This is a genomic window from Rhodococcus sp. BP-316, assembly GCF_019836105.1.
Lineage (GTDB): Bacteria > Actinomycetota > Actinomycetes > Mycobacteriales > Mycobacteriaceae > Rhodococcoides.
In genome coordinates this window covers 214089-234342 of the sequence record NZ_JABUEE010000009.1, presented here as the reverse complement: position 1 = coordinate 234342, position 20254 = coordinate 214089, and the positions used below count along the sequence as shown (strand labels likewise).

19 protein-coding genes and 1 pseudogene are annotated in these 20254 nt (G+C 65.8%); 12 read left to right on the top strand and 8 right to left on the bottom strand.

Features of this window, described 5'->3' with window-relative positions; all coding sequences use genetic code 11:
* Window positions 1-81 precede the first annotated feature (81 nt).
* Window positions 82-843: an SDR family NAD(P)-dependent oxidoreductase gene (locus tag HQ312_RS18480; protein WP_222628145.1), complete on the top strand. Its 762-nt coding sequence runs from the start codon at window positions 82-84 to the stop codon at window positions 841-843.
* 50 nt (window positions 844-893) lie between these two features.
* Here the strand turns inward: HQ312_RS18480 and HQ312_RS18475 are convergent, their stop codons facing one another.
* Complete coding sequence (locus HQ312_RS18475; RefSeq protein WP_222640296.1) at window positions 894-1175, bottom strand: hypothetical protein; 282 nt, start codon at window positions 1173-1175, stop codon at window positions 894-896.
* A 5-nt stretch (window positions 1176-1180) separates the two neighbouring features.
* Here HQ312_RS18475 and HQ312_RS18470 point away from each other — a divergent pair, with 5 nt between their 5' ends.
* Both HQ312_RS18470 and HQ312_RS18465 read left to right on the top strand, forming a co-directional pair.
* Window positions 1181-1408, top strand: coding sequence for a hypothetical protein (locus HQ312_RS18470; protein ID WP_222640294.1), 228 nt, complete (start codon window positions 1181-1183; stop codon window positions 1406-1408).
* A gap of 414 nt (window positions 1409-1822) precedes the next feature.
* Complete coding sequence (locus HQ312_RS18465; RefSeq protein ID WP_222640292.1) at window positions 1823-2725, top strand: oxidoreductase; 903 nt, start codon at window positions 1823-1825, stop codon at window positions 2723-2725.
* Window positions 2726-4043: 1318 nt separating this feature from the next.
* On the opposite strand, the gene HQ312_RS18460 is transcribed toward HQ312_RS18465, so the two are convergent.
* On the bottom strand, window positions 4044-5042 hold the full coding sequence (locus HQ312_RS18460) for a sugar phosphate isomerase/epimerase (RefSeq protein WP_222640284.1): 999 nt from the start codon (window positions 5040-5042) through the stop codon (window positions 4044-4046).
* 31 nt (window positions 5043-5073) lie between these two features.
* The gene (locus HQ312_RS18455; protein WP_042576592.1) at window positions 5074-6249 is read right to left on the bottom strand and encodes a Gfo/Idh/MocA family protein; all 1176 of its coding nucleotides are present in this window, start codon (window positions 6247-6249) and stop codon (window positions 5074-5076) included.
* A gap of 184 nt (window positions 6250-6433) precedes the next feature.
* Here HQ312_RS18455 and HQ312_RS18450 point away from each other — a divergent pair, with 184 nt between their 5' ends.
* The 4 genes from HQ312_RS18450 (at window position 6434) to HQ312_RS18435 (ending at window position 9780) form a co-directional block, all read left to right on the top strand.
* Window positions 6434-7414, top strand: coding sequence for a LacI family DNA-binding transcriptional regulator (locus tag HQ312_RS18450; protein WP_056076188.1), 981 nt, complete (start codon window positions 6434-6436; stop codon window positions 7412-7414).
* A gap of 130 nt (window positions 7415-7544) precedes the next feature.
* Window positions 7545-8504, top strand: a complete 960-nt coding sequence (locus HQ312_RS18445; RefSeq protein ID WP_056076191.1) for a substrate-binding domain-containing protein — start codon at window positions 7545-7547, stop codon at window positions 8502-8504.
* 69 nt (window positions 8505-8573) lie between these two features.
* Window positions 8574-8849, top strand: coding sequence for a GntR family transcriptional regulator (locus HQ312_RS22330; protein WP_222640282.1), 276 nt, complete (start codon window positions 8574-8576; stop codon window positions 8847-8849).
* A gap of 61 nt (window positions 8850-8910) precedes the next feature.
* Window positions 8911-9780 carry a sugar phosphate isomerase/epimerase gene (locus HQ312_RS18435; protein WP_222640274.1) on the top strand — a complete coding sequence of 290 codons (870 nt, stop codon included), beginning with the start codon at window positions 8911-8913 and terminating at the stop codon, window positions 9778-9780.
* Window positions 9781-9801: 21 nt separating this feature from the next.
* On the opposite strand, the gene HQ312_RS18430 is transcribed toward HQ312_RS18435, so the two are convergent.
* Complete coding sequence (locus HQ312_RS18430; protein WP_222640272.1) at window positions 9802-11142, bottom strand: replication-associated recombination protein A; 1341 nt, start codon at window positions 11140-11142, stop codon at window positions 9802-9804.
* On the bottom strand, window positions 11142-11495 hold the full coding sequence (locus HQ312_RS18425) for an MmcQ/YjbR family DNA-binding protein (protein ID WP_222640270.1): 354 nt from the start codon (window positions 11493-11495) through the stop codon (window positions 11142-11144). Before HQ312_RS18425 ends, HQ312_RS18430 begins: the two co-directional genes overlap by 1 nt.
* Before the next feature lie 321 nt (window positions 11496-11816).
* On the opposite strand from HQ312_RS18425, the gene HQ312_RS18420 reads away from it, so the two are divergent.
* From HQ312_RS18420 to HQ312_RS18400, 5 genes are all read left to right on the top strand, one after another.
* On the top strand, window positions 11817-12791 hold the full coding sequence (locus HQ312_RS18420) for an alpha/beta hydrolase (protein WP_222640264.1): 975 nt from the start codon (window positions 11817-11819) through the stop codon (window positions 12789-12791).
* A 52-nt stretch (window positions 12792-12843) separates the two neighbouring features.
* A complete protein-coding gene (locus tag HQ312_RS18415; RefSeq protein WP_222640262.1) occupies window positions 12844-13749 on the top strand; it encodes an NADP-dependent oxidoreductase in 906 nt (301 codons plus the stop codon).
* 42 nt (window positions 13750-13791) lie between these two features.
* Window positions 13792-14283, top strand: a complete 492-nt coding sequence (locus HQ312_RS18410; RefSeq protein ID WP_222640261.1) for a MarR family winged helix-turn-helix transcriptional regulator — start codon at window positions 13792-13794, stop codon at window positions 14281-14283.
* Window positions 14280-15197: an SDR family oxidoreductase gene (locus HQ312_RS18405; RefSeq protein ID WP_222640259.1), complete on the top strand. Its 918-nt coding sequence runs from the start codon at window positions 14280-14282 to the stop codon at window positions 15195-15197. The genes HQ312_RS18410 and HQ312_RS18405 overlap by 4 nt, the downstream gene beginning before the upstream one ends.
* Window positions 15198-16130: 933 nt before the next feature.
* Complete coding sequence (locus HQ312_RS18400; protein WP_222640257.1) at window positions 16131-16358, top strand: hypothetical protein; 228 nt, start codon at window positions 16131-16133, stop codon at window positions 16356-16358.
* A gap of 75 nt (window positions 16359-16433) precedes the next feature.
* Here the strand turns inward: HQ312_RS18400 and HQ312_RS18395 are convergent.
* The 3 genes and pseudogenes from HQ312_RS18395 to HQ312_RS18385 all read right to left on the bottom strand — a co-directional run.
* Window positions 16434-16868: pseudogene (locus HQ312_RS18395) on the bottom strand (transcriptional regulator); the annotation flags it as partial.
* Window positions 16869-17301: 433 nt separating this feature from the next.
* Window positions 17302-18090, bottom strand: a complete 789-nt coding sequence (locus tag HQ312_RS18390) for an alpha/beta fold hydrolase (RefSeq protein ID WP_222640255.1) — start codon at window positions 18088-18090, stop codon at window positions 17302-17304.
* A 298-nt stretch (window positions 18091-18388) separates the two neighbouring features.
* Window positions 18389-20179: a siderophore-interacting protein gene (locus tag HQ312_RS18385; RefSeq protein WP_261782435.1), complete on the bottom strand. Its 1791-nt coding sequence runs from the start codon at window positions 20177-20179 to the stop codon at window positions 18389-18391.
* Window positions 20180-20254: the final 75 nt, after the last annotated feature.

The window sequence follows — 20254 nt, the reverse complement described above, 5'->3', positions numbered from 1 at the left end:
TCCCGGACACTGCCTGGTCACGGCGTGACCAGGCAGTGCTCGCCCTGGTGCGTTACGTGATCGCACTGTGGAGTGGTGGTCATGAGCAACCCATCGAATCTGTCCGACCGCACCGCCGTCGTCACCGGCTCGACGAGCGGAATAGGCGCCGCTACCGCCCGCGAACTCGCGGCCCGTGGCGCTCGCGTCGTGATCACCGGGCGCGACGCCGAACGTGGTGCGCACCTCGTCGCCGAGATCGAAGGCGCCGGCGGATCCGCCGCGTTCGTGAACGGCGATCTCGCCGCGTCACCTACCGATCTGCGTGCGCTGGCCGCCGCGTGGACCACCGCTCTCGACGGGCGGGTCGACATCCTGGTGCACAACGCGGCACTCTGCCCCGCCGTCGACACCGTGTCCCTCACCGACGCCGATCTCGAAGCGACACTTGCCGTCAACGTCCGGGCACCGCATGTTCTCACCGCAGCCCTGGCGCCGGCAATGGCCGAACGAGGCACCGGCGCGATCGTGGTAATCGGGTCGTGGATGGCCACGGTGGGCCATGCATTCGTCGGCCTGTATTCCGCCACGAAAGCTGCCGAAGCTCAGCTCGCTCGAAGCTGGGCCGCCGAGTTCGGACCCCGGGGGGTACGAGTGAACACCGTCGCGCCCGGCGCCACCCGAACCCCGATCAACGACTCCAGTAGCGACGTCATCAGTCAGATGACGGTCGGCATTCCGGCCGGACGTCCGGGTCGGCCGGAAGAGATCGCGTCGGCCATCGCGTGGGTGGTCTCGGATGAGGCGGCTTACCTGCACGGGGCGACGATCCCGGTGGACGGTGGCATCACCGGAACCCGTTAGGCGGCGGCGGCTGAGGTTCTCGCGGAGTGCATCCGACGCGCTAGGCAGCCCTACCTGATCAAGTCGTCCTCGACGAATGCCGTTTCGGCAAGTGTGGTCGCCGGAATGGTCGCGAGCGAGGCGACAGCGAGCAGGAACAGCAGTGGCAGGGTCCATCCGCCGCTCGCATCGTGCAGCAGGCCAAGGACCAGCGGACCGAGCGCATAACCCACGCCCCGGGCCACGCAGCAGCGTACGGACGGACCCGTCGACAACTGGTCTACGTGGGTTACGGTTTCCTGGCGCTCAGGCGGTTCATCGACCGCGTTCGACGACGTGTCCATCAACACCATCGAATGTGACAACCTTCGCTGCCATCGTGGAGGACCCGCGCGAGCGTCTCGAGATGATCAGGGGATGGACGAAACTGCCCGACCTCGTTGCCGCCAACCAGGGTGACGAGGGCATCGACGAGATCTCCGAACTGCTGTCGGCGCGGGGTGTCGGAGTGGAGGCGTGTGTACTCGGCGTAGGCGATACCGAGCAATCACGTTCTTGCGCAATGCGTCTCGATTCGTTCGACTAGTCGTCGAACCCCTCGAGACGGATGCTGCCGATTGCTGTCGCTGGACGCCGAGATGGAGAAAATGATCGCCGCGGCGGGTATCACGCTGCCTCAGCTTCACCATGGCGTCGGAATCGCGTCGTGGGCAATCAGCCGTCGTGCCGTCGCTCGCGGACACAGTATTCGGACGGGACTCCAGGACCACGTCCCACTCGCACCCTGGTCCTTCTGAGTCGGAGCCGTGCTCGATGCGACACCGCACTCCTCGAAGGCCCCGCATCGACCACCAACCGCGAACAACGTCGATGTCCATGCCGCCTCCGTAGCCAGCGAATACCTCGCCGCGTCGTTCCCACGTGCTGACCGGATCAGGAGCGATCCGAGAACCTTCGCAGTTCGCCGAGTGACCCGCCGCGCACGGCTACTGTCGGACCGGTGACCTCGACGTGGACGACCGCAGACATCCCGGATCAGACGGGGCGGCGTTTCGTCGTGACCGGCGCCAACAGTGGCTTGGGTGCGGCCACGGCCCGAGCCCTGGGTGCACGTGGGGCGGAGGTGGTACTCGCGTGTCGCAATACCGACAGGGGAGAGGATGTCGCCCGCGAGATCGGGCCGACTGCGACCGTTCGCGAGCTCGATCTCGCCGATCTGGCCTCCGTGAGACGCTTCGCCGACGCAACCGAGCCCTTCGACGTCCTGGTCAACAACGCCGGTGTGATGGCGCTGCCGCAGAAGAAGACGGCCGACGGTTTCGAGATGCAGTTCGGGACCAATCACCTCGGCCATTTCGCGTTGACCGGACTGCTCGTCGACCGCATCTCCGACCGGATCGTCACGCTCTCCAGTCTCGCGCACACGAGCGGACACATCTCGATCGACGACCCCAACTTCGAGCACCGCCGCTACAGTCGCTGGGCTGCCTACGGCCAGTCCAAGTTGGCGAATCTGTTGTTCGCGTACAAGCTTCAGCGGCGCCTGTCGGAAGCGCGCTCCTCGGTCGTCTCCGTCGCGGCGCATCCCGGTATCTCGTCCACGAACCTGGCGTCCCATACCGAATCTGCCCTCGACAAGATTTTCTCGTTGGGAGCGGGCGTCATCGGTCAGAGCTCGAACATGGGAGCATTGCCGCAGCTGTACGCGGCGACGGTCGCCGGCGTCGAGGGAGGCTCGTACATCGGACCCGACGGGTTCCGGGAGATGCGTGGACATCCGACAGTCGTCTCGTCCAGTAAACGTTCGCGCGACTTGAAGCTCGCGACCGCCCTGTGGAATCTGTCCGAGCAGCTGACCGGGGTGAGCTACACGAGCCTGCGCCGGGACCCGCCGATTGCCTGAGGGCTCCACTGCCCGGGGGGAGCACGCTGCCGAGATGCTGTTCACAGGCAGTCGCGTCACAGCGGAGACCAGCTTCCCATCGGACTCGCGAACCGGGTGATTCCGGCGGACCAGCCAGCACATCGGTGCCAGCTCAGATGGACCTCCGCGCGTGCGGATACCCCTCACAAGTTCGATTCTGTGAACCATCATCCAAGCCTCTGTCCGCGCCCGGTTCTCGGGCAGATCCACCGCGAAACCGAGGTGCCGTGACAACGTGGAACCGTCGCTGCTGGCGCCGGAAGCGACATACCCATTGCCACGGTTCGAGTCGTCGTGCCGGCAGGCAGATGTTCCGCGTCGGCGAGTGCCCTCCGCGGCTGCACGATATGAGCCGGTGTCAGAACCATTCGATCGACGAGCATGTCATCGAGTGGAAATGGCGTGCCGATCCACTCGATCCTGACGGTTCCGACGACGATGTCGTCGATCACGACGACTCTCGTGGACGACGCCGAATGGCGTGATGTCAGCAGATCCAGTGACTACGAGATAGTCTGTGCAGCATGCGATTACAGATCCAGTGAGAACGAACCGACGGTTTCTCGGTGTCACGAGAGTGTCACAAGTCGGGACGGACGGAGGTGGACCGGGACGGACGCTGATGGACGAACACAGAGCTCAGGCCGGTATTCATGAGTCCAGGTGAATCCACTTGATCGGGTCGTCGAAGCCTTGTGAGCGAAAGGTCGTCAGTTCAATCCTGACAGGAGGCTCCATCTTCAGTCGCTGTGACCTGGGTTTCGCGGCGGCCGCTCGCTTCGCGTAGATGGGCGGTACGCCCCCGATGTCACTCGCTGTCGCAATGTGCTTGACATCGCTCACAGAGGTTGCCACCACACCAACGCGGCGGCGCACTCGATGCTTCTGTCAGAAAACGACCGGCGTGACGGTCGTGGTCGTGAGCCTGCCCGCCTACGGTGTGGAACGACTTCTGCGCTCCCATTTCGGCTTTCCTCGATCGTTGATCGGAGAGTCAGCAACCAACATAGTGAGTGGAATGCCGCGCTCGGCCGTGCAAAGTCGCAGGTTCCTGCGCCTGACTGGCGACATCGACAGCAGTCACGGCTCTGACCGGCCCGGTCGACGAGTGCGCCGACATCGGAACTCGACGGATGCCGACGCATCCTGTTCGACGGGTACCTTCCTGACTCGTCGCCCGGTCCGACCCAGAGCTCGACCGCGCGACCTACCGTGACGAACCCGCCTCGGCTGACTCACGCTGTGAGTCCGGCCGTCCACCGAGCGGATCTATGCTGGGTCGCGCAACGTGCGGATCTCAGACGCCTGCCCTCCGGGCCGCTTCTTTGAGGGTCTCTGCCGCGATCTTCAGACCTTCGAGGGCTCCGTAGGCGGTGTCCTCGTGCTCGATGTTGACGGCCATGTCCGGGTCGATCTTGTACAGGGCTTCGAGGAAGCGTGCCCAGAAGGCGGTGTCGTGACCGTTGCCGACGGCGACGAAGTCCCAGGCCGAGTCTTCGGGCCACTTGTTGACCACGTGCTTGCCGCCGAGGCCCACTGGGTTTTGGTCTGCGGGGATGCGGGTGAAGCGATCGTCGAGTACGCCGTAGATCTCGCAGTTCGGGTTGATGCGGGTGTCCTTCGCAGCGGCGTGGAACACCAACGGACCCAGCCATTCGACAGCTTTGACCGGGTCGATGCCCTGCCAGAACAGGTGCGAGGGATCCATCTCCGCGCCCACGTGGGTGGCGCCGACCTTGTCGACGAGTCGCTTCATGGTCGGCGGGTTGAAGACGAGGTTCTGCGGGTGCATCTCGATGGCGACCTTGACACCGTGCTCGCGGGCGAGGGCATCGATCTCCTTCCAGAACGGTACCGCGACCTCGTCCCACTGGTAGTCCTGCGAGTCGAGATACCCGGAGTCCCAGGTGTTGACGTGCCACGCGGGCCAGGCGCCGCCGGCATGCGCGGCGGGAAGGCCGGACATGGTGACCACGCGATCGATGCCGAGCAGCCCGGCGACGCGGATGGACTTGCGGAGATCGTCGGCGTCCTCCGGTCCCACCTCGGGATCGGGGTGCAGCGGATTTCCGTTGCAGTTCAGTCCCTGGATCGAGACGCCCGTTCCCTCGAACGTCGCGAGATAGTCAGCTGGACTGACGGTTCCGGCGAGGAGGTCGTCGACGGGGATGTGGACCGGCGGGAGAAACCCGCCGGAGTTGATCTCGATGCCCTCGAGCCCGAGGGAGGCGATGGTCGCCAGCGCCTCCGGGAGTGGCTTGTCGTGCAGGATTGCGTTGTAGACGCCGAGCTTCATGGCTGGTCCTCTGTGTGTGGTGGTCGAGTGGTCAGATCTTGACGGCGGTACCGTTGTTCGCTGCGGATTCGGTGATCGCGGCGACGAGCTGCATGCCGCGCAACCCGTGGGCGAAGTCGGGGAGAGGCGGCAGGCCGTCGATCCCCGCGACCTGGTCGAGGAAGGCGCGTGCCTGGTAGGCGAAGAACTCGGCCTTGCCGTGACCGACGCCGCCGGCGTCCATCGGGAGTCCGCCCCGGATGTAAGGGTGCTGGGGCCCGACGATCACCTGGCGACGGCCGTTGACGGCGTCGTCGATGTCCGTGGTCGAGATGTGGAATTCGGCAGCGCGCTCGAGCGCCCAGGAGGCCGATCCCTTCGTGCCGAAGACATCGAAGGACAGTCCGTCCGGGTTCGCATGGGAGACACGCGAGGCGGAGAACGTCCCGACGAATCCGCCCGCGAACGCCGCGGTGAAGGTGGCGACGTCCTCGTTCTCGACGGAGGCCATGTCGCCGGTCGTCTCGGCCTTGGTGTGTCCGTAGGTGACGCCGACGGGAACGGGCCGCTCGCCGATCACGGTGGCGAACTGGGCGCCGCGCACCTCGGTGATGGGGCCGGCGACGTACTCGGCGAGGTCTATCAGGTGGCTGCCCACGTCGGCGAGCGCACCGGTGCCGGGGCCGCCTCGGTAGCGCCAGGTCATGGGACCCGTGGGATCGAGCGAGTAGTCGGCGCGATAGCGGCCGTCGAAGTGCACGATGTCGCCGAGGCGGCCGGCCGCGAGTTCGTCGGCGATGGCCTGGACGGCAGGGGAGCGGCGGTAGGTGTACCCCACGGTGGCGATACCGGACGACATCGACGCGGCGGCAACCATCGCCTCCGCATCCGTGATCGATCCGGCGAGGGGCTTCTCGCACAGCACGTTCTTGCCTGCGGCGAGCAGACCTTCGACGATCTCGCGGTGCAGGTGGTTCGCGACGACGACACTGACCACGTCGATGTCGTCGGCGACGGCGATCGACTGCCAGTCGTACTCGGCGCGCTCGTACCCGTAACGCTTCGCAGTGTCGTCGGCTACTGCGGCATTCGTGTCGGCGATGGCGACGAGGCGGACGTCGGGCCGGTCGGTGCCGAAGAGAGTGGAGGCCATGCGGTATCCGGCAGCATGGGCGCGGCCGGCCATACCGCCGCCGATGACGGCGACGCCGATCGAGTCGTGGGTCATGAGAACTGCTCTCTCGAGATTCGTGGTGGGGGGACACTGACTCGGTCTATTGAACCGGTCTAGTAGGTCTACTATGAGAGTCGCATCACGCCCCTGTCAAGGGTGCTGCCCGCCGACCGATGAGGGGATCCGCGTGTCCGACAGCTCGGTGTCCCGCGGCGGAGGCCGTTCCCGTACCACGACGATGCAGGACGTCGCCGATCGAGCAGGGGTGTCGAAAGCGCTCGTGAGCATGATCTTTCGTGGCGTGCAGGGGCCCAGCGCGGCGACGCGTGAGCGGGTCATGGAGGTTGCGGCGGAGCTCGACTACCGGCCGAACCGCAGTGCGGCACTGCTCGCCCTGCGTCGCACGCACCTCCTCGGCGTGATGACGAACATTCGCAACACCTTTCATGCGGAGATGGTCGAGCACCTCGTCGAGCACGCGTCGGAACGCGGATACGAGGTGGTCCTCGGCGCACTCACTCCGACGCACGGGGAAGAGGCGGTGATGAACACCCTGCTCGACTTCCGTTGCGAGGCAGTCGTACTTCTCGGTCCCGAGGTGGAGTCCGAGCTGTTGAGCCTGTGGAACGCCCGCGTGCCCATCGTGTCGGTGGGTCGACGCCTGGCCCGGCCCGACGTGGACGTGGTCCGCGCCGGTGATCTCCGCGGGATGAGCTCGGTCGTCGACCATCTCGTGGGGCTCGGCCATCAGCGCATCACTCATCTGACGGGCGGGTCGAACCCGATCGCGGTGGACCGGCGATCCGGCTACGTGCGAGCGATGCACCGCCACGGCCTCGACGCCCACGTGGACATCATCGAGGGTGACTTCACCGAGGCCTCGGGCGTGGCTGCTGCCGCGGCCGTCATGCGGCGAGCCACGCGCCCCACGGCCGTCGTCGCGTCGAACGACCGCAGTGCAGTGGGTCTCCTCGACGCACTGCAACGGTCAGGAATCACTGTGCCGGAACAGATGTCGGTCACCGGATACGACGACAGCGTGCTGGCCCAGCTCGCGCACGTGGATCTCACATCGGTGAGCCAGGAGGCACGCGAGCAGGCCGTCAGTGCCGTCGACGCCGCGGTGGATCGACTCGACAACGGACGTACCGAACCACGGTCCGTCGTGCTGCGACCACGTCTGGTCGTTCGTTCGACGTCGGGTCCCGTCCCCTCCTGACCTGACTCACCTCTTGACAGCGCCCTGTGTGCCACGTCATAGTTCTGCTACTAGACCGGTCAAATAGATCCGTCTACCTCCCCGGAAAGTAGGACTCCTCGTGATTTCCACACGTCGCGCTGCGGTCGCCATGGCACTCGCTGCCGCCACCACACTCACCGCGTGCAGCAGTTCCGGTGGCGCTCCCGACCAGGCCGACGGAGGTGCGAACGCCGGCGTCGCCGACACCCCGCGTGCCACGATCGCCATGATCACTCACGCCCCTCCCGGTGACACGTTCTGGGATCTGATCCGGCGCGGAGCGGAAGCGGCTGCCGCCAAGGACAACATCGACCTGCAGTACAACGGTGAGGTCGAGGCGCCGAATCAGGCGAACCTCGTGCAGAACGCGCTGGACTCCGGCGTCGACGCCATGGCGGTCACATTGGCCAAACCCGATGCGATGCAACCGAACGTCGAAGCCGCGGTCGCTGCCGGCGTTCCGGTCGTCGCCTTCAATTCCGGTTACGACAACTGGAAGGACATGGGAGTCCAGGGGTACTTCGGTCAGGACGAGCGCACGTCGGGGATCGCCGCCGGTGAGCGCTTGAAGGCGGACGGTGCGACCAATGCCGTCTGCGTCATCCAGGAGCAGGGAGCGGTGTCGCTCGAAGCGCGGTGCGCCGGTGTCGCGGAGGGCTTCGGCGGGAAGATCGAGAATCTCAACGTCAACGGCCAGGATCTGCCGTCCGTGCAGGCCACCATCCAGGCGAAGTTGCAGCAGGATCCGACCATCGACGCAGTCCTGACACTGGGCGCGCCCATCGCGCTCGCCGCCGTCGAATCACGCAGCGCCGCAGGTAGTGACGCCGAGATCGCGACGTTCGACACCAACGGTGCGCTCGTCGACGCCGTGAAATCGGGGGACGTGGCCTGGGCCATCGACCAGCAGCCTTACCTGCAGGGATACCTGGCGGTCGACTCGCTCTGGCTCTACCTGAACAACAAGAACACGCTCGGCGGCGGGCAGGCCGTGCTGACGGGACCGTCCTTCATCGACGCCACCAACATCGACGCCATCGCCGACCTCGCCGCCGGCGGCACTCGCTAGGACTCGGGACGTCCGCGCCGACACCTGCATCGATGCCGGCGCGGACGACACCGTACGAGCGAGACAGCCATGCCGCATCACCGCATCGAACTCGACACGTCGAGCCCGGTTCCGATCTATCACCAGATGGTGCAACAGGTTCGGCAGTTGATCGACTCCGGAGCGCTCGGCGACGGCGACACGTTGGAGAGTGCACGCTCCTTGTCGCGGAGATTGCGAGTCTCCCGCGACACCGTCATCCACGCTCAGCGCGTGCTCGTCCGAGACGGTTACGCACAGCGAGTCGAATCCGGGGGCCTCCTTGCCAGAACCCCTCCGCCCGCCACTCGGTCGCTGGCCTCGTGACTGCCGCCGTGCACCAACGAGATCAGGTAGACGCTCACTCCCGATCAGTACAGGACACTTCATGAAGATCGCGCTCGATCCGACGCCGTTCCATCATTCGCATTCGCTGCTCGAGCTGCCCGCCGTGGTCGCCGATCTGGGCTACGAGTGGTTGCAGCTCACCCCTCACGTGGACATGATCCCGTTCTTTGGTCACCCCAAGGCCGACGACGGATTGGTCGCGAAGTTCCGCAAGGCCTGCTCGGGCGCCGGCGTCGGGATCGCCTCGGTGCTGCCGGTGCTGCGCTGGTCCGGTCCCGACGAGGACGCCCGCGAGGCGGCTGTCCGGTACTGGAAACGCGCCATCCAGATCACCGTCGACCTCGGCGTGTCGACGATGAACACCGAGTTCTCCGGTCGACCGGAGAAGCCGGAGGAGTCCGAGCGGGCGTTCTACCGGTCGATGGAGGAACTGGTCCCCATCATCGAACGCGAGGGGCTCGACGTCCTGATCGATCCGCATCCGGACGATTTCGTCGAGGACGGGCTCGCCGCGATCCGCACCATCCGCGGGATCAACTCCCCGAACATCGGCATGGTGATCGTGGCGTGCCACCAGTTCCACATGGGCGGTGACCTGCCGGCGATCATGGCCGCCGCCGGGGACATGGTGCGTCTGGTGCACGTCGCGGACACGATGGATCATCACCGCTCGCACGGGTTGCGGTACATCACCAACCCACCCGGCAACGCGGTGCGGGTGCACCAGCATCTGAAGATCGGCGACGGCGACGTCGACTGGGACCAGTTCTTCGGCGGTCTCGGTGAACTCGGGTTCTACGACAACGACACCGTCATGGTGTCGAGTGTGTTCGCCGAGAACGAGAACGCCCACGACGTCTCCCGCTACCAGCTCGAGACGATGACCCGATACGTCGAGAAGCACTCCTGACGAGGGCGACCGAGGCGAGCATCACTCGGTGGCAGTCGTCGGTGGTGGGGCTGTCCCGGCATCAGGGCGTGGATGGGACGCTTGCCGAAGGCGCTGCCAGTGCTGCAGTCGTTCAGCGACGGCGTGCTCGTAGCCGTTGCCTGTGGGTTCGTAGAAGATCGTTCGTTCGACGCCGTCGGGGAAGTAGTTCTGTCCGGAGAATCCGTCCGCGGTGTCGGGGTCGTATCGATAGCCGTCGCCGTAGCCGAGCTCCTTCATGAGCTTGGTGGGGGCATTGAGGATGTGTGCGGGCGGCATCAGCGACCCCGTCGCTCTCGCTTCACGCGTGGCCCGGTTCAGGCCACGGTAGACGGCGATCGACTTGGGCGCTGTGGCGAGATAGACCACGGCTTGGGCGAGTGCCAGTTCTCCTTCTGGTGACCCCAATCGCTCGTACGCGTCCCATGCGGCGAGGGTGTGCTGGAGGGCGCTCGGGTCGGCGAGCCCGACGTCCTCACTCGCGAACCTGGTGATCCTGCGAGCAATGAAGAGCGGGTCCTCGCCACCGTCCAACATCCTTGCCAGCCAATACAGTGCCGCATTCGGATCCGATCCGCGCATCGCTTTGTGAAGTGCGGAAATGAGGTTGTAATGCCCCTCCTGCGATTTGTCGTAGAGCGGAGCCCGTTTCTGCACGGCCGCAGCGAGCCCTGCTGTGTCGACGGGGCCGGGGAGCGGATTCACTTGCTCGACGATGTTCAGCAGGTAGCGACCATCGCCGTCCGCCATGGCGATCAGCGCGTGGCGGGCATCGTCGTCGAGTGGCAGCGGTTGGCCGAGCAGATCTTCTGCCCGGCCGATGAGTAGCTCGAGCGCGAGATCGTCGAGACGCTTCAGAACGAACACCTGGCAGCGTGACAGCAGCGCGCCGTTCAGTTCGAAGCTGGGGTTCTCGGTGGTGGCTCCGACGAGGACCACGGTGCCGTCTTGCACGCAGGGAAGGAACGAGTCCTGTTGGGCACGGTTGAACCGGTGGATCTCGTCGACGAACAGGAGTGTGCCCTGCCCGACCTCGCGGCGCTTCTTCGCCGCTCCGAACACCTTGCGGAGGTCCGCGACACCGGAGAACGTTGCCGACAGCGGTTCGAACGCGAGACCGGTCTGCTCGGCGAGAAGCCTTGCGATAGTGGTCTTCCCGCATCCGGGAGGGCCCCACAGCACCATGGACGCGAGTCGTCGTGTCGCGACCATGCGGCCGATCGGACCATCGTCTGCAAGTAAGTGGCTCTGCCCGACGACCTCGGTCAGCGAATGTGGACGCAGCCGGTCCGCCAGCGGCCGGGACACCTCGTCCGCCGCGAACAGGGACGGTGTATCAGTCATCAAGACCCCGACCGGTGGCCGGCTGCAAGCTCGTGAGAGCCGTGCACCAGATCCTCGACGAGCCGCTTCGTCACGCCCCGGCCTGGACCGACCGAGGTCCAGTGCCGCTTGTCGAGATAGCGCCCGGCCGTGATCGAGTCGTGGTCATGTCGCAGTGCAACAGCGTGATGCGGGTCCACCTTCACGGTGATGATCTGCAGATTCGGGTCGTCGTCGGTCACGATGAGGAACACCTTGTCACCCACCTTCCAGACATCCAGATGCGGAGTGAACGGATGTCCGCGGCTGACATCGTCGAGTGTCTCCGCAGTGTCGCGGGCAATCTGCTGCACCTGCGCACCTGACAGTGTCACCGGTACCCCGGATCCGTACGGAGCAGACCGCGTACTTCCGTCGGTGAGTGGCGGCGCATCATGTCCTGTCTCCCTTCGGACTGTGTGAATCATCGTGCGTCACGACGTACGCACGATACTCCCCGACACGTGTTCGCCCGAGGCCCGTCACCCCGTCTGGAGGGCTGGCACGACGCGTTTCGGGGCGTTCGAGGGGCTCGATACCCGACGTTACTTGGCTAGCCACACACATGTGTGTAGAGTACGTGGCTAGCCAAGTAAATCGTTGACGAGCCACGGGCAACCGATGGTCGTCATCACCATCGACGAAATGAGCCTGCCATGCGTGTGACCAAAGACATGATCGATCCATCGTTGCGCCTGCCGGGCCGGATCGTCGACCGACTCATGGGAGGCACGCAGACCGTCACCAGTCTGCGCAAGGGCGACCCCACCGCGTTGAAGCTGCTGAAGTACCTGCCTGCCAGGGGGATTCGCCGCTACGAGGTCACCGTGACTCGTCCGGACGGAACCGATCTGCGGCTGATCGTGATGGCTCCGCTCACGCCGGTCCCCGATGCTCCGGCGCTGCTCTGGATCCACGGCGGCGGCTACGCGTTCGGTTCGCCCGACGGTGAGGCCGTCTCGGTGCGTCCCATGATCGACGCCACCGGCGCCGTGGTGGTCAGCCCGGACTACCGGCGCAGCTCACAGGCTCCGTATCCGGCCGCGCTCGACGACTGCTACACCGCGCTGGTGTGGTTGCGCGAGAACGCCGTACGACTCGGTGCCGGCGACGACCGCATCGTCGTCGGCGGTGTCAGCGCGGGTGGCGGCCTCACCGCTGCGCTGTCCCTCCTTGCTCGCGACCGCGGCGAGGTGAACATCGCATTCCAGTGCCCGATCTACCCCATGATCGACGACCGACCGACCCCCTCGTCGACCGACAACACTGCCCCGGTGTGGAACAGCGTGACCAATCGCAACGCGTGGCGTCTCTACCTCGGCGATCTCTCGGGGGACGACGTGCCGGCGTACGCGGCGCCCGGACGTGCGACCGACCTCTCGGGTCTCCCGCCGACGATCACGTTCGTCGGGAGTATCGAGGCCTTCCACGACGAGACGAGCGCATACGTCGACGCGCTGAACGCGGCGGGGGTTCCCACCGAGTTCCGGGTGGTGCCCGGTGCATGGCACGGGTTCGACGCGGCGGCACCGTGGACTCGCCCGGCGAAGGAGGCCAAGGCGTGGTTCCTGGAGCGGTTCGTCGAGTACACGGCGCGTTACCGCGCACCGCAACCCGATCCCGCCGTCTGACAACAGAGCACGACCGATCCAACTTTCCCGCAACAATGAATCAGGAGACACCATGAAAGCCATTCGTTTCGACCAGTTCGGCTCGACGTCGGAACTGCACCTCGTCGACGTCGACCCACCGCAGCCCGAACGCGGCCAGGTCCGCGTCCGTGTCCGCGCCGCGGGGGTCAACGCGCTGGACGGGAAAATTCGTTCGGGTGCGATGAACGCGGTCTTCCCCACCCAGCTACCGGCCGTTCCCGGCGCCGAGGTGGCGGGTGTCGTCGACGCCGTCGGCGACGAGACCCACGGCGTCTCGGTGGGCGACGAGGTATTCGGCTGGTCCGACACCGGTAGCTACGCCGAGTACGCCCTCGCCACGACCGTCGCGATCAAACCGACTGCGCTCGGCTGGGATGATGCCGTTGCCCTGCCTGTAGCGGGCGCTACCGCACAGCGAGTGCTCGATCAGCTCACCGTCGTCGACGGCGACACCGTGCTGCTGCACGGCGCGGCCGGAGCTGTGGGAACCATCGCCGTGCAGCTCGCCGTCGCGCGCGGTGCGCGTGTCATCGCCACCGCGGGACCAGGGAATCACGACTACCTGTCCTCCCTCGGCGCGACACCCACCACGTACGGGGAGGGGCTCGTCGAGCGAGTTCGCGCACTCGCTCCCGGGGGTGTCGATGCGATCTTCGACATCGCCGGGAAAGGCGCGCTCGAGGACTCGATCAGCCTGCGCGGAGGAACGGACCGCATCGTCACCATTGCGGACTTCCGTGCCCACCAACTGGGGGTCGCCTTCTCCGCCACTCCCGCCGAACGGTCGACCGGCCTGCTCGACGACTTGGCGCGCGCCGTGGCCGCCGGAACAGTGGCCACGACCGTCACGACGTTTCCTCTTGCACACGCGGCCGCAGCCCAGGATCTCAGCGACTCCGGTCATGTGCGCGGCAAGATCGTCCTGTCCGTCGACTGACGCGTCGACGACCCCGCTCGACAGCACCGACAGAATGGTGACATGCCCGAATCCGCATCATCGTTTCCCGCATCCTTCAACGGCGGACAGGTGAGTTACACGATCTTCGAACTCGCGCGCGCCCACCGCGGTTACGCCTCGACTCTGCTGCGCGGCCTCGAGCTCCACCCGGGCCAGGAATTGATACTCATGCACCTGCATCACCGCGACGGGCAGACGCAGACCGAACTCGTCGCCAGTGTGGGCGTCGACCATTCCACGATGTCGAAAGCATTGCGGCGCATGCAGGACACCGGCCTCATCGTTCGAGAACCGGCCGAACACGACCGGCGAGTCTCGGTCGCACACCTGACTTCCAAGGGTGAGGCGATGCGTGAACCCATCGCCGCCATGTGGCGCGAGCTCGAATCCGTCACCACACGCGACCTCACCCCCCAGCAGGCTGCGTCACTCCTGACCGCGGCCCACACCATCATCGACTCCATCCGAGGCCGGACGACACCGGACGGCCCGGACGAAAGAGGCACACCATGAACACCACACCCCCCACCGCACCTGTCCTCGTCGTCGGCGCGACCGGAAACCTCGGCGGACAGGTCGTCGATGCGCTGCTCGACATCGGCAAACCCGTTCGCGCACTGGTCCGACCCACCACCGATGCCGGCAAGCTCGAAAGTCTCGGCGTGGAGATCGCCCGAGGCGACATGCTCGACGTCGACTCCCTGGTGACGGCGATGACCGGCGCCGACGCCGTCATCACCACTGCAGCCGGCTACACCCGAGGCGGTAAGAACGCTGACGACATCGACACGATCGGCAACGCCAATCTGGCCGAGGCCGCGCACCGCAGCGGCATCCGAAAATTCGTCCTGACCAGCATCCTCACCAGCGACCGCACACCCGACGTGCCGCACTTCTGGCACAAGAAGTTGGCGGAGGACCGTCTGGAAAGTCTGGGGGTGCCGTTCGTCGCGCTGCGTCCCGGTGCATTCCTCGATCAGATCGCCACCATGGGTGGTGACCCGATCAGCAAGGGCCGCTTTCTGTGGGTCGGCAACGCAAACACTCCACTGACATTCGTGTTGATCGCGGACCTCGCCCGCTACCTTGCGGCAGCAGTCGACGCGGACACCGAAGTCGGCGAACGCATCGACGTCGGGTGGGACCGGCCCGTCGGTGCCCGAGAGGCCGCGCTCCTCCTGAGTGACGCCACCGGACAGGACATTTCGGTGCGGGCGATCCCGGCACCGCTCGTCCGCGCGGCCGGCACGGTCACCAGCCGATTCGTCCCGATCATCAAGGACATGGCCGCGATGTTCAGCTGGTTCGACACCGGCAACTACGTCGCCGACATCACCCGCCAGACCGAACTGTTCGGACCCGCCCCGACCGCCGAGGACGCCACCCTGCGACTCGGTCACAGGCTTGCGTCGAGCTCGGGGCACTGAGCGGCCACACTCGATGGCATGTCCATATCCGGTTCGAGATCTGTCCCTTCACCGGGTGGTTCTCCACGGCAACCGGAAGGACGAATAGTGAACGGCAGGAAATTTCAGGGGTGAGCGGCCGCCTGCGCGTGTGGAATCCGGCGGCGAACGTGACACATCCGTTCGACACGGACCGGGGAGGTTTCACATATCGCGACACAGTGTTCATACTGCGCACTGTCGTCATTGGTGAACCCATCGTCGTGGTGAGAACGGAAACCTTGCTGGGTCACCGGTTGTCAGGTGCCCGATCTCGCAATCAGTGCTATCGGTGAAATACATCGTAGACAAACGGGATATGGATGGATTACCCCGGGGCACAAGCACCCTCGGTGTCACGGAGATGTCACAAGTCGGGACGGACGGAGGTGGACCGAGGCGGACGCCAGTGGACAAAGGAGAAGCCCAGGACGGGTTTTGAGAGTCCAGGTGAATCCACCTGATCGGGTCGTCGAAGCCTTGTAAGCGAAAGGTCGTCAGTTCAATCCTGACAGGAGGCTCTCGATTTGCCTCTGAGCAACAGAAATGCCCCGAAATAGCGTGATCTGACCTTTCGTTTCACGACTCTTGCCGGTACGTCCGTGCAGGTCCGCCGAGGTCCAGGGGAGTCCACGCACCTGCGACATCTCCCGAAATGCCGCTCGATGTCACGAGTCTTCACAACTTGTTCGTAACTCATTCGATGGACGCAGGTGGACGTGTGTGGTTGTCGGTGGATTTTCGGCAGGCGCGTGGACGACAGTCCGTGGATCCTCGAGGACTTTTGTGGATGGGTTCTACTCGCTTCCAGCTGTGTCAGCGGATGGCGTGGATGTGTGCGGACCTCGGTGGACAGTGCGCTGCCCGCTTCGGGCCTGTCACTCCGCCCACCGACTCATCGCAGGGGGAGCACCAATGAGCGACAACACCGTGAGACCTGTACGAGCGTCCGACCGCGTGCTGCCGCATCTACCGCGGCGGCTACCGGTGGTCGGCGACATTACGGACCTCCACGTCACCGAGTCGAGCCAATGGGCGAAGCGTGATGCGCAGGAGTACGGCTCGGCTTTCGGACGAAACGTATTCGGCACCCGCGTGACGTACGTGTCGGGACTCGTGGAGGTTGCGGCGGTGAACAACTAGACGATCTGGGCAAAGTCGAAGGTGCTGCCGATACCACCCGCGGGCGGACCAACCGATCGATTCATCGTCCGCGCGTCAGCCCATCGACTCGGCAGATGCCGGGCCCCACGACGCCAATATCGGAAGTGCCCGAGCAGTGGACGACTCGGGCTCGACGGTGTAGATGATCAAGCGTTGCTCCGGATCGAGGGGCGACACAAGAGATTCGATGCCGAATGCGAGTCGGCCTACCGCGGGGTGAGCGATCTTCTCGCCGACGGACGTGCGATCCGCTACGCCGTGATCATTCCACCAATGGGCGAAGTCGTCACTTGCCAGACGGTATTCGTCGATCAGAACCGTCAATCGGGCGTCCGCGACGTGGCGTCCGACCTCGTAGCGCATCGCTCCTACCGCGGCTGACGCGTGATCGGACCAGTTGACGATGCGTTCCCTCGCACGCGGGTCCAGGAAGAGCCAGCGCACCAGTACGACACCCCTGTCGACCTCCTCGCCGAGGACTGCCCCCGCCGTTGCGGTGGCCTCTGCGCTGTTGAGAGCGGGCGCCTACTCCCGCGGGCACGGCTCCGCGGGCGAAGCACATCGCGTCATCGACTCGATCAACTCTGTCGACCCCTGAGGACCCGGCCGATCCCGTCATGGGCGCGTCGTCGGCCATAGATGGCGACACGGAGCTCCGCGAGTCGGCTCATGGGCGAATCCGACTCCTGCGTCCGGTGCGGAGGGGACACGCCGGGTGATCGTCGGGGTGGCTGAGCAACCTCCGGCGCTGCCCGCACGCCGCCTCGGAGCTGATGTGCAGGTCTACGCGAATCCCCCGGTAGGCACGCCGGGAACCTCGCGACGGTCGTTCCTTCGCGGCGAGTTCGCCGACGGCCCGGGCGAGGTCACCGGCGAATTGTCGACCCGCAATTTACATGAACTGGTCCGACTCGTTCGAAGATCATCCTCTTTCGGTGCGGTCGAGAATCAGTCGAGTGGCTTCTTTCGGTGCGTCCCATTGCGGAAAGTGACCGCATCGCTCGAACCAGTGCAGAACGGCATCGGGGAACAGCTCCGAAGCGCGCGCCGCTTGCTTCGGCACTGTCACCAGATCTCGTCGTCCCCAACCGATTGTGACCCGCCCGGGCACTGTGCCGGACGAGGCGCCTTCCTGCTTCGGCCCGTGGATGAGGGCATTGAGAGCGGCCTGGGTCGACGGGGAGTCGGCGAGGCCGCGCACGTCGGGCAACACGGTGTCGCGTGAGAGCGCCCATGGCCGCGCCGACAACTGTGCCAGCAGCAGAGTCCTCCCCGCAGGGTTGCCCAGAAGCGCAGGCAGGAAGCGCCGTAACACTGTGACAAGGGCTATCGATGGCCGGAGTGTGGCGCCGAAGACAGCGCGTTCGCGGTCGCTCCAGAAACCGCCGGGGTCGAGTGCCACGGTGTCGCCGCCGACTCCCCGCCGCGCGAGTTCCAGGACGATTCGACCGCCCATGGACTGACCGACGGTGGATATGCCACCTAGATCGTGTTCGCGAATGAAGTCCGCGACGGAGTCGGCGAGAGCGGCGATCGACACGTCGCCCGTCAGCGGCGGCGTGTCGCCGAACCCCGGTAGGTCGACCGCGATGACGTCACGGTGTTCAGCCAGTTCGTCGATGATAGGGGACCACGATCGCCATCCGACGCCCAAGCCGTGCACCAGCAACAGCGGGCTGCCATGTCCGTATCTGACATAATTCAGTGTCATCTAAGTGACGGTACGCGAATTCCCGGTCGACGAACGGCCTCCGGAAGACCGATGGCACCCGCTCACCCAGCGTTCGAGTCGGCCACTCTTCGCCGGGTACGACTGTTCGGGACCACGTCCCCGGCGTGGCGATTCGCGTTCGCTGATGATCTCGAGATGCCCCGGAGGCGACAGCGCGTCTTCGCGTTCCGGCTCGTCCCGCGGTGAGAACGCAGGTACCTGTCCGGGTCGTCGAGGCCGCGTGCGCGAGGCAGCCGGTCGGCTTCCGGCGAGGTTCAGACGAGAGTCGTCCGGCCCATCACGTCGACGTCCCCGACCGGCCCCGAAATTCGACCACCGTGGACCCCCACCCCAGGCTTCCGACACGTGCGTCGGCACCGAGGGACTCGGCAATCAGCTCGCGCACTTCGGCTTCGGTGCGTCGCCCGGATCCGTACAGGCACAGTCGGACCAAGTCGTCTTCGGTGTCGTGATCGTCGGTGGTCGCCGGGTCGAGCACGTCGGTGACGAGGACGACCCTGCGCGCGGAGGTCGCCAGCATCGACAGCAGCAGGAGGGCGTCAGCGTCCGGGTGAGCGTCGATCAGGTCGACGGCGATCGCGAGGTCTACGGGGGATCCCGACGGGGTGATATCGGTGGAGTCGATGCAGTGCACCGCACCGCGCCGCTCGTCGGCCACGTCTGCCAGGTTCCGGCGGTTGCGGTTAGGATGTCCGACGAGCGTGATCTCGAGGTCGGGACGTTCCCGTACGAGGGTGTCGGCGTAGACGCCTGCCCCGTCGCCGTGGAGTGCGACCGTCCGGACTCCGTCGAGATCGACCGCGTCGGGCAGTGCGGGAGCGCGGTAGACAGCGGAGAACGCCGCTTCCTCGTGGAACTCGTCCGCGACACCGGGCTCGGCCATCTTGTCGGCGAAACGATGCCTCGCAGGGGGTGTTCCGGTCCGGATCGTCTCGGTGAGTCCGAGGAGCGACAGTTCGAGTCGGGTGTGGATCCTGTCGTCGTGCAGCGATTGGTTGAGAAACGCGTCCTGGTCGGCGAGCAGGGACCCCATCTCGGTGAGGGCGCAACGCTGACCGTCGGTGGTGAGAAGGTCGAGCAGCACGAGGTGCCGCACCAGCTTCGCCGTGGCGCCGGGGTGAGTGCTGCATGCTGCGGCGATCGCGTCGACGGTGTCGGCGCCGCCGTCGACAGCAGCGACCACCCCGAGCGTCACCGCGGTCCTGATCACCAGCGGGGTCGCCAGGTCCGCCATCTCGTGCAGGCGCGCCGCGGCGTCCCTCGCCTGGCCGCTCTCGGCCGGGGACGCGTCCGTTCGTTCCTCGCGTCTACGCCAGTACCCGGCGATCTCGACGAACTTCTTGTCGATCTGCTTGTCCTGCTTCGCCCATCGACGTAGTGGCGTGATGGTCTGTGCTTCGCCGGCCACCCACAGGTACGGCTGCCCGGGTCGCCACGGCGCCGTGCGGACCGCGTCGACGAGCCGGGAGTCGCCTCCGGCTTCGGACCGGTACAGCCAGGTGATGTCGACGTCGGCAGCCGAGCGCAGCTCCTGCCGGTGCGAGCGTTCGGCCACTTCGACGACCACCGTCGCCGGCAGATCAGCGGGCAGCATCTCGAGGCAGTGCGCGATGGCGGGCAGGGCGGTCTCGTCGCCGGCGACGAGCATCCACTCCACCTCGCGCGGCAGGCCCGCGGAGTGTTTCGGTCCGGCGATCAGTACCGTGTCGCCGGGCTGCACCGTCCGGGACCAGGTCGCGGCGAGTCCGCCCTCGTGGGCTGCGAAGTCCAGCACCATCTCTCGCTCGGCCTCGTCGAACCGGCGCACGGTGTACGTCCGTGCGTACGGGAACGATCCAGAGGGCCAGTCGACGGTGCCGTCGTCCTGATTCCTGGGAACCGGGAACGGCAGGGTCCCGGTGACCGGGTCGACCGGAAGAATCTTGACGTCGTCGTCGAATCCGGTGGTCCGCACCGGAGGCAGCTCGACACCGTCGCGCACGTGCCGGTCCATCGACGGCCCACCCACCACGACCCGTCGCATCCCGGGGGTCACGTCCTCCACCCGCAGGACATCGAATTCTCGCATGCAGATCGGAAAGACCTGAACGTCGCGCACTGTGCCCGCCATAGGAATCCCTACCTCCTGATCCGTTCTCACCGA